We start from the raw sequence: 8,457 nt of genomic DNA on the forward strand, positions 1-8,457 counted from the left end.
GATATTTTCCGGCAAACGTCCAAGTTGATTCATTGAAACATCCTTGGCAGGGTGCAACAACACCACGAATGCATCCTTTGGTAAAAAACTCTAATCGCCTGCCAGGTCCAGCAGTCTGAGTATCACGATTAACACCCATCAAGCGCAAAGTGTGGGTCATACGGAACCCCCCTTGTTTCAGTTATGTAATACATTTCATATCTTAGATTAGTATAGAGTAAAAGATTGGAAAAAACAATAGAAAAGCCACGATTTTTTGAGAAATTCTCCAATCGTGGCTGATTTTAACAGATTAACGGCGAACATTCACTTCATTGTGATGGACACCTTGTGTTGCTCTGGAATATACTCCATGAATTCAGGCAGTTTATCGAAATAAGAAGGAGCCATTTCACGTTCCACTTCAAGAGTAATTTCCCCTTCGCGCTTCTTCGTGATTTTGGATTTTTCCTCTATTTCTTTTTTAATACGCTTCTCCGCTTCAGCTTCAACAAGTTTTTTAAACTGAGTAATATAAGAATTTTGAAGCAATGTGATATCTAATTCAGCTGGTTTCTGGAATGAGTGCAGGACATTATGATTACTTAAAAAGGCTACTGCATCTTCCAGGCGATCTGGATTCAATTTCACTTTAGGTGCAGAACGCCTCAGAGTAACGGTGCCGACATCCAGAGAAAGCTTCTTACCTTCGTTTTGATTCTTGATGTATCCTTCAATAAATTCAGAAATACCATCAAGCTCTTTTGACTTGGCAGCAATCTTTTCATCCCAGTCCGCCATGACAGCAGCCTTCAGTTGAGCAAGACGATCGATCTCTTTCTCAATGTACTTTCTGGCCAATAACATCTTGCGAATTTTAATCTCATCCATGACTGTCGGCTTGTATCCTTTGTCAGCATTGAAATTATCGAGCATTTGGGACATCAACCCTTGAATGTCGATGCCCTTTGCTTCCTCTTGAAATGCTTCATAAATTTTTGGGTTTGTTGACATGTTTCCTCATTCCTTTCACGGAAATGCCACGGCAGTGGCTTCTTCTGGTTCTGGGTACTTTCTTTTCCGAATTACAGTCAAACGGCGTTGTGTGCCAGCTTCTGGCCTTCCTAAACGACGCGCGATCTCACGGTAATTCACTCCTTGTTCATACCAATTCCATGCTTTCTCATCTTCTTCTTCCGTCCAGTTGACTGGTCGCTTCCTGAATTGCCTTTGCGAGCGGTAGATTTCTTCTTCCAACCAATCCGGCTCTGGAAGCAGTTCGTGACGCTTTATGTTTGAAAAGATAATGCGCTCCTTGTTGTTTTCAATCCATTCCCAAGCAAGTTCAGGATCTATAAAATACAACTTAGATTTGTTTTTCGGGTTCAAATGATGATATTTTTCAGCAGGAAAGTCGTGAAATCTTATCCAATTTATTAGTGTTCTTGGTTCAACATCTAAAATATGGGCCACTTGACGGGCGGTAAGCATGCCTGTTTGGATATGTGCATCATATGAACCTGTCAGTTCAGCCATTTTTTGTACTATGGCATTTCTGCTTTTGCCTAAACGTCTTGTTAAGTAAGTAATCCCAGCCGAACCGTATGAACCAAGCAGGAGTTGTTCTTGTTCTTTAGTCCATAATTTTTTTGAATTTCTAGGAGGCATAGTATCACCCTTCATTAATGTTTTCTATTTTATTCTCCTATTCAAATTCATTTAAACACGAAATACATTTCAATTTCAAATGTATTTCATGTTTTCTGAACATTATTTAGGGGCATCGCCTTTCAGTATAGAAAGTTCTTCCTGCTTCAGCTCATTTGCTTTCTGCATCTCCTTTGAAATACTTTCAAGGGCGCTTACCACGGCTGGTACATCACGTTCATAGAATTTACGTCCAATTATTGTCTCATGAAATCCAAGTACCATTTGAAAAGATCATTCCTTTCGGTTATCGGCTGTATAACTCACTTTCCATAACACCATTTGCCTTATAATCCTCTTCTCGCACCCATCCATTTTTCTGGAAGTGCTTAACGGTCATTCCGACACCTTGCTCAATATCAACGGTCAGATCATTACCGTCAGTTGTCGTGCCTGCGTACCATCCAGTAGGAGTTTCCTTAATAAGTTGGCTTACCTTTTTAGGATTCGACAGTTCGATTGGGAATTTAATTGTTCTCACCCCCTTTCGCTTGTATTAGCCTTACATTTTTAGCTATCTTTTTAACCCCAGTGTTATGCACTGTTAATGTGACTGGAAGGTACTCAGCTGTAAAGAAAAGTGGATGCCCATGCTGCCTTGTGAGCCAATGATATGAATTGCCTACTCTGTCAAATAAGAGGAGTCCTGATTCAGTTGCTCCTCCATTTCGGACTTCTGTCTGGATCCGCTTTGGTTTCCGGCAGGTTTCACATTCATAACCGGTAACTTTTCCGCTTCCGTTGGTCAGTATGTACAACCCTCTTGCTCCGCAGCGGCAAAGTTCATCCCCAAAAAGTTCTTTATAACTTGGCATTTATGCCATCTGCCTTTTTTGGAGTTCGCTTACTGGTCCTTTTACTAAACTAAAAGGAACCGTTACTTTAGTGCCTGTGATCGGATTAGAAGCTGCGAGTTTTTCTTGTCCTATAACGTGTGAAAATCTATATATGACCGCATCTTGCTTTTGATTCAATATATAGAATAAATCCCCATTCATCAAACTATAAGGATCATAAGACTTGGGAGCTGATTTTTCAACGAGTTCCACAAACATACTGGCATCAATATTGTAGGTTAATCCATCGCGCTTGCCTAAAAACTTTTTTTGCTTCATTCGGATGAATTCATACTTGTTCTGATCGGAACACAATACAATATCACCTAGTTCAAGTCTATTTAGAATACTGATCTTACTACTAATATTCATGACAACTCCCCTATTCTTTATCTATTTGTAAACGCAGCAACCTATTCTGCTCTGCCAAGGATTGAATGGTTTGGACATAAGACAAAAGGATATCGTAATCCATGGCCACATAATCCTTCTCAGAACCTTTGAAAGTGAATGGCAAATAATAATAAGTCTTATTCATCTGACGAGCTTCCCACTCAAGCTTATCCAGCCACTCTTTCTTGATGGTGATCTGTTTTTCTCCTTTGGCGCTGACACTCCCCCGCTCCTTAAATTCGGCAATGGAGGCAGTCAAGTCCTCTTCAGTAATCATGTCTCCTAAGAAGCGAGAGATGGCACCTGAAGCCACCTGGCGACGCGCGACATCCTTTGCCGCCTTAACGGCATGATTGTACTTTTTGGCACCACGATTCTCGAAATCGATGCCTTCTTTATTCTCTTTCTTATTGACTGACTGAGCTCTTAACCCCTGTCTGACTTTAGGTTGTTTGTACATGCTGTAATTGAAGCATTTAAAACAAGATTTTCCGGCATTCATACACTCATTTTCATAAGGACAATCCATTTATACCCCCACACTGAGCAATGCCTTCACTTGTTCTAATGTAGCCAATTGCTCTTGAAGTTTATTATTTTCCATGCTCTTATCTATCAATTGAGCCTTTAAAGAAAGATTTTCTTTTTCCAGTTCCATATGACTTTGCTCAATAGCGTCCATGAACTGTTTAATCTGCGAAAAAGCATCAATAGTTTCATGTTGGACTGTTTGAACAAAAGTTTCTTGAACTATGGCTGGTGAGGGCTGAATCAGTTCAAGAATAATATCTGATTCTTGCAACAGATCCTCTCCATCAAATAAGTCCTGCTGCTTACCTGTTGTGACAGGTACTTCTGAATCAAGCTCGTAAGGCATTGGCATCACAGAATACTGAGGTTTATGCTTGAGCTTGCTCCACCTCTGTCTGCAGGCGTTAGCCTCTCTGTTGGCGAGTCCAGGTGTCTCGTTGAAAATGTCTGAAGCTTGCTGATATGCATCATACATAGGAATATCATTTAAAATGGCATTCCGCATAATATCAAAAAGTACTTCATCTTCTGAAGGCTTCCATTTTGATGCCTCTGATGTCCTCATATGTAACCCTCCAATTGCAGTAATAAAAGGGAAGCTAAGCCTCCCTTAATGTGCTATTATATTATTCTCTATATTTAAAAGAGAATTATTTGTAATTTTGGCACTAGCTTTAGCTTCCAAAGATTTAATCGTAGCCTCCATGGAATAATAATACCCAGTAAACAGATCTTCCAAATCAAATAAATTAACAGTTGGATAAGGATAGTAATCTGGAGCTGGATAAACTTTGGCAAATTGTATCCCGCCAGCTTTTCTTGTTTGTTCGTTTGTTCCTTTATAGGAATCATCAAGAACAATTTTAAGCAGCCGTTGAATGGCATCCTTATTTCTTCTTGAACGGCCAAAATCGTAAAGCGCCTGTGTATATAATGCTTCTACATCAACATTAAAATAATGCAGAGCAGTTTTATCTACAGAAGGCACTTTTAATGCTATATTTTTGGATTCATAATCAGCAATAATTTGATTCCAATGTGCAAAATCTTCCTGGAGTAAGCGCTCTAATACGTTCATTTCTATCCCTCCGAAAAGAACTCTCTGCAAAACAAAACGGCTTGCCAGAAGTATCTTTCAACCAAAAGTAAAATAGTATCAATGAAAAACCTCTGACAAGTAAAAGAAATTTGGAAACAAAATAAAAGTGCCTTTTATTGTAAACTTTTGTCCTTAACAATATAAGCAGTTGTTCCATCTCCAAGAGATTGACTAGATAATATACGTTCCTGTTCAAAAGGAGCACCTTTCGAAACCTTTTGTTCCAATCTATCCACCTCTTCATAAAGCAATTCTTTGTCTCGTTTAAGTTGCGCAATTTGTTTGTCTTTTAGTTTTAAAACAGCTTCAAACCGATTTGCGTTTGAACTTAACTGTTCAATAATTTTAAAAATATCTTTAGCTTGCTGCTCAGGATCAGGAAAACCGTAATATATAACGCTGTTAGGTTCTTTACTTTCTATAGAAGAAATTACTCCCACAATCCCATTTTTCTTTAATTTACTAATAGCTCTGTGTGCAGTAGCATCGCTTGTATTACTATTTTGCCCTATATCAATCATTGATTCTTTAAGCGGCATGCCCGTTTTTTCGTATTTTTCTTTAATATACTTGTAAACGGAGTACTCGCTCTTGCTTAAAATCTCTTCAAGCCTTTGTTCTGTCATCATACTCAAGCATCTCCTTAATCTACATCTCAAAAATAGTATACAACAAAACATGGGGAATAACATTAAGAAGAACAAAAATCGTGTAAATTTTTGACATATTTATAATGCTATAATCCTTGTTTTATTTATTTTTGTTGTATACCCCATCAAAAAACAAACAAAACAGAATCATGTGATATCGAGAAAAACATTGTATTACAAGCCTTTGCGCAATATTTGCACAAGCATTGTAACGATAGCGATTGAGCTAATTATTATATTTATTTCAAATGTATTACAAATTGAAACTATCTTGTTTTTGGCGCTGACGTTCTTCTCTGCGACGTGCTTTTTTGCGCTCCACCGCTTCAATATCGACAACACCTATACCACGAATTTTTGCAATTTCGAGTATTTCTTCAATGCTATAAACACGATAATTGTTTTTCTCATTTCTTCTGGCTGGTGGGATTAGTTGATTTTCTTCCCAATACATCATGGTGTCACGGTGGACACCTAACATTAAGGCTGCATGATTCAGTGTATAATCTTGTTTATATTGTTGATTCATTTGCTACGAACTCCCTTTTATTTGCTACCCATTTGTTGCTTTGCTCGTAACATATGCTGGCAAAAATCCCTAAAATAATTTTGATCTGTCATTGCATGAAGTGTTCGATAGGTTGTAATCATTTCGTATTTTCCCATTAAGTAAGAGTTATAGCCTGGTTGATTTATGGAAGTGTCGAAATGCTTCCCTACATCATACCCTAATGCGATGATCATCTTTGGCTGAACACAAAGCAGTTCAGACAGAAGATGGTGCTGGCAACGATCTGGAGTAGTCGAAGACTTACATTTTATGGAAGAAGTGAAATACACATCCTCAAGATTGTATTTAGCCCATCTTAACGTGTCGGCCAGCAACTTTCCTTCTGGTGTTTGAAAGTCGATATCACTTGGGGTTTCCCCTATCACCATAACGGATGCATCAAAATTACTTAGCTCCAAAGGTTTTTTGAACTCTTTGGCATCACAAGCAAAACAATTATGGATACTCGTTTTAATATAGAATGGTGTTACATCCTTATACATCTGCTCTGGAATCAGGATTTTGTCATAAAAACCAGGTTCCAATTGTTGTTTGTCAGAATATATATCGGAAGTATCAAAGGGTAGTTCATTTTCCGTTATAGACATTCGTGACTCCTCCTCGATAAAAAAGGGCATTAAGTACCCTTTATTCGTTACACAAGCACTTCTTCCGTTGAAGTGTTTTCATATGTTCCATCTTGCGAGTGATCTTCCTCCACAAATTGAGCATCTTTAGGAATTCTTCCTTGAACGATGTCATTCGTGTAGTTAAATAAGGCTGGACTTTGCCTCAGGACGGCTTCTACTGTTTCTTTGCCCATCCATTTCAATTGGTTTCCTTCTCCATCCAACAATGGATCCTTGACATCCTCGCCGTAGTAATAATAAGCTCCAGCTCGATTGATGATATTCATGTCAATAGCAACATTCATGATATCCTTGACGACATCAATGCCAGTGTCATAGTAATAATCAAATTCAGAGATTGTGAAAGGACGTGAAACCTTATTCTTAACAAGCTTTACAGTAATTGTTTGTCCGATCGTTACATCACTTTTCACAATCATTTTACGGCGGATTTCCATCCTTACGCTGCTGTAGAATTTCAGTGCGCGTCCACCAGGTGTTGTCTCAGGATTTCCATACATCACGCCGACCTTCTCACGGATCTGATTGATCATTATGAGCAAAGTATTCTGCTTGCTGCACAAGGTTGCCATCTTAGGCAGGTTCTGAGAATTCAATCGTGCTTGCAGACCAATATTCTGGTCTTCCGCATTGCCTTCAATGACCTTTTTAGGGACAAATGAAGGTAAGCTGTCTCCTACTATAAGGCCGACTTGCCCCGAAAGGATTGCTGTTTCAATCAAGTTATATGCTTCTTCACCATGGGTTGGCTGTGAAATGAGCATTCCTGTTTCTTCCGAGATATCACAACCTAAAAATTCAGCATGTGTCGGATCCAAAGCATGCTCTGCATCAACAAACAACACTTTCTTGCCATAAAAGACATGAGGGATAATCCTTGAGTTTTTCTGGAACTCAGCAATGATACGTAAGCAGACGGTTGTTTTACCGCTTGATTCGGGACCATAAACCTCTACAAGTCTTCCCCACGGAACGCCTCCGATTCCCAAAGCAAAGTCTAAGGAAGGAATGCCTGTTGAGACGGGTTGGATTTGGGCTGTATTGTCTCCATCAAAGGCAAAGATAGATCCTTCACCTATTCTTTTGTTTATCATGTTGATAAAGTCTGAATTGGTCATGTTCTCAGAAACGGGTTTCTGCTTATCAACTGTTTTCTTTGCCATTCGAATTCCACCCTCTGTAAGTTTCAATAAATCGATCTGTGCTGTCTTTCAGCTCTTTAATCTCGCGCAATGGTTGTAGATCTGCCTCAGAAGAATCTGCATTCTCCTTAATCGACTTTGTGATGGCAGCACCACGATTATTCAATGCGCGAGACATGAACTGAGCCATGATTACCAGCATGTGATCCGGTATCTCTTCTTCTTTTTTTATGATATCTGTCAATGACTTGAGAGAATCATCTATCATACGCGCCTTGGCTGTCTTTTGGGGCATTCCACGGTCATGATAATAATCATAGATACCGTATATGAAACGCCCCAATGAAGCAGCAGGGCTAACTTTTTTACGTGGCAATTTTATCACTCCAAAGAATTACTGTTGTGGCATACCTGGTGGGAACCCGTTTGGTGCTCCTACTGGCGCTCCTACTGGTGCTCCGAATCCGCCTCCTGGAGGGTTTGGTGGGAATCCACCTTGTGGTGCTCCAAATCCGCCTTGTGGCGCTCCTACTGGTGGTGCTCCTGCCGGTGGTGCTCCGAATCCACCTTGTGGTTGGAACCCGCCTTGTGGTTGCTGCTGATATCCACCCTGTGGCTGGAATGAACCTTGTGGCTGTTGTGGCTGTTGAGGCTGTTGACGTTGTTGCTGATACCCGCCTTGTTGCTGATTTTGTTGTTGTTGTTGATACTGTCCTTTAGGCGGTTGATTTTGTTGATTGTTATCAGATTGACTTGATGGGAAATCAAGACCTAAAATTTCTGTTGCTTTGATTGTCGGGAAATAAGAATATGTTCCATCTTGGTTCTTTTGCTGACGAAGTTCAGGAACACCTTCTACATAAATTTTACGCCCTTTACCGCAATGGTTAACAAGGAAATTATGTTTGGAATCTGATCCT

Annotated in this window: 15 protein-coding genes and 1 pseudogene; all 16 read right to left on the reverse strand. The window is 39.6% G+C overall.

Translation table 11 applies throughout. From position 1 onward, the window contains the following. The coding region (locus AC52RT_RS00070; RefSeq protein WP_495538878.1) for a 4Fe-4S cluster-binding domain-containing protein at positions 1-160 on the reverse strand (160 nt) is incomplete at its 3' end. Positions 161-306: 146 nt separating this feature from the next. Then, positions 307-993 (reverse strand): hypothetical protein, encoded by a 687-nt coding sequence (locus AC52RT_RS00075; RefSeq protein ID WP_495538864.1) that lies wholly within the window; start codon positions 991-993, stop codon positions 307-309. 15 nt (positions 994-1,008) lie between these two features. Continuing rightward, entirely contained in the window at positions 1,009-1,647 is a 639-nt protein-coding gene (locus AC52RT_RS00080) for a hypothetical protein (RefSeq protein ID WP_495538865.1), read from the reverse strand. A gap of 102 nt (positions 1,648-1,749) precedes the next feature. Next, positions 1,750-1,911, reverse strand: a complete 162-nt coding sequence (locus AC52RT_RS00085) for a hypothetical protein (protein WP_495538866.1) — start codon at positions 1,909-1,911, stop codon at positions 1,750-1,752. Positions 1,912-1,933: 22 nt separating this feature from the next. Continuing rightward, on the reverse strand, positions 1,934-2,167 hold the full coding sequence (locus tag AC52RT_RS00090; protein WP_495538867.1) for a hypothetical protein: 234 nt from the start codon (positions 2,165-2,167) through the stop codon (positions 1,934-1,936). Continuing rightward, on the reverse strand, positions 2,154-2,501 hold the full coding sequence (locus AC52RT_RS00095; RefSeq protein WP_495538868.1) for a hypothetical protein: 348 nt from the start codon (positions 2,499-2,501) through the stop codon (positions 2,154-2,156). Before AC52RT_RS00095 ends, AC52RT_RS00090 begins: the two co-directional genes overlap by 14 nt. After that, positions 2,502-2,894 carry a hypothetical protein gene (locus tag AC52RT_RS00100; protein ID WP_495538869.1) on the reverse strand — a complete coding sequence of 131 codons (393 nt, stop codon included), beginning with the start codon at positions 2,892-2,894 and terminating at the stop codon, positions 2,502-2,504. A gap of 10 nt (positions 2,895-2,904) precedes the next feature. Next, positions 2,905-3,444: a hypothetical protein gene (locus AC52RT_RS00105; RefSeq protein WP_495538870.1), complete on the reverse strand. Its 540-nt coding sequence runs from the start codon at positions 3,442-3,444 to the stop codon at positions 2,905-2,907. After that, positions 3,445-4,011 (reverse strand): hypothetical protein, encoded by a 567-nt coding sequence (locus AC52RT_RS00110; RefSeq protein WP_495538871.1) that lies wholly within the window; start codon positions 4,009-4,011, stop codon positions 3,445-3,447. A gap of 45 nt (positions 4,012-4,056) precedes the next feature. Next, on the reverse strand, positions 4,057-4,524 hold the full coding sequence (locus AC52RT_RS00115) for a hypothetical protein (RefSeq protein ID WP_495538872.1): 468 nt from the start codon (positions 4,522-4,524) through the stop codon (positions 4,057-4,059). Between the two features lie 134 nt (positions 4,525-4,658). Next, positions 4,659-5,174 carry a MurR/RpiR family transcriptional regulator gene (locus AC52RT_RS00120; protein ID WP_495538873.1) on the reverse strand — a complete coding sequence of 172 codons (516 nt, stop codon included), beginning with the start codon at positions 5,172-5,174 and terminating at the stop codon, positions 4,659-4,661. 274 nt (positions 5,175-5,448) lie between these two features. Continuing rightward, a complete protein-coding gene (locus AC52RT_RS00125; protein WP_495538874.1) occupies positions 5,449-5,724 on the reverse strand; it encodes a MerR family transcriptional regulator in 276 nt (91 codons plus the stop codon). 17 nt (positions 5,725-5,741) lie between these two features. Next, entirely contained in the window at positions 5,742-6,353 is a 612-nt protein-coding gene (locus AC52RT_RS00130; RefSeq protein ID WP_495538875.1) for a uracil-DNA glycosylase family protein, read from the reverse strand. A gap of 47 nt (positions 6,354-6,400) precedes the next feature. Beyond that, positions 6,401-7,558: a recombinase RecA gene (recA, locus tag AC52RT_RS00135; protein ID WP_495538876.1), complete on the reverse strand. Its 1,158-nt coding sequence runs from the start codon at positions 7,556-7,558 to the stop codon at positions 6,401-6,403. Beyond that, complete coding sequence (locus tag AC52RT_RS00140) at positions 7,539-7,880, reverse strand: hypothetical protein (RefSeq protein ID WP_495538877.1); 342 nt, start codon at positions 7,878-7,880, stop codon at positions 7,539-7,541. Before AC52RT_RS00140 ends, recA begins: the two co-directional genes overlap by 20 nt. A gap of 51 nt (positions 7,881-7,931) precedes the next feature. Next, positions 7,932-8,457: pseudogene (locus AC52RT_RS00145) on the reverse strand (hypothetical protein); the annotation flags it as partial.

This window comes from Peribacillus sp., from assembly GCF_059453735.1.

Excerpts from the sequence above, each read along its gene's own strand:
- AC52RT_RS00075 (WP_495538864.1), bottom strand. The coding sequence starts at position 993 with ATGTCAACAAACCCAAAAATTTATGAAGCATTTCAAGAGGAAGCAAAG.
- AC52RT_RS00080 (WP_495538865.1), bottom strand. The coding sequence starts at position 1,647 with ATGCCTCCTAGAAATTCAAAAAAATTATGGACTAAAGAACAAGAACAA.
- AC52RT_RS00085 (WP_495538866.1), bottom strand. The coding sequence starts at position 1,911 with ATGGTACTTGGATTTCATGAGACAATAATTGGACGTAAATTCTATGAA.
- AC52RT_RS00095 (WP_495538868.1), bottom strand. The coding sequence starts at position 2,501 with ATGCCAAGTTATAAAGAACTTTTTGGGGATGAACTTTGCCGCTGCGGA.
- AC52RT_RS00100 (WP_495538869.1), bottom strand. The coding sequence starts at position 2,894 with ATGAATATTAGTAGTAAGATCAGTATTCTAAATAGACTTGAACTAGGT.
- AC52RT_RS00105 (WP_495538870.1), bottom strand. The coding sequence starts at position 3,444 with ATGGATTGTCCTTATGAAAATGAGTGTATGAATGCCGGAAAATCTTGT.
- AC52RT_RS00110 (WP_495538871.1), bottom strand. The coding sequence starts at position 4,011 with ATGAGGACATCAGAGGCATCAAAATGGAAGCCTTCAGAAGATGAAGTA.
- AC52RT_RS00115 (WP_495538872.1), bottom strand. The coding sequence starts at position 4,524 with ATGAACGTATTAGAGCGCTTACTCCAGGAAGATTTTGCACATTGGAAT.
- AC52RT_RS00120 (WP_495538873.1), bottom strand. The coding sequence starts at position 5,174 with ATGATGACAGAACAAAGGCTTGAAGAGATTTTAAGCAAGAGCGAGTAC.
- AC52RT_RS00125 (WP_495538874.1), bottom strand. The coding sequence starts at position 5,724 with ATGAATCAACAATATAAACAAGATTATACACTGAATCATGCAGCCTTA.
- AC52RT_RS00130 (WP_495538875.1), bottom strand. The coding sequence starts at position 6,353 with ATGTCTATAACGGAAAATGAACTACCCTTTGATACTTCCGATATATAT.
- recA (WP_495538876.1), bottom strand. The coding sequence starts at position 7,558 with ATGGCAAAGAAAACAGTTGATAAGCAGAAACCCGTTTCTGAGAACATG.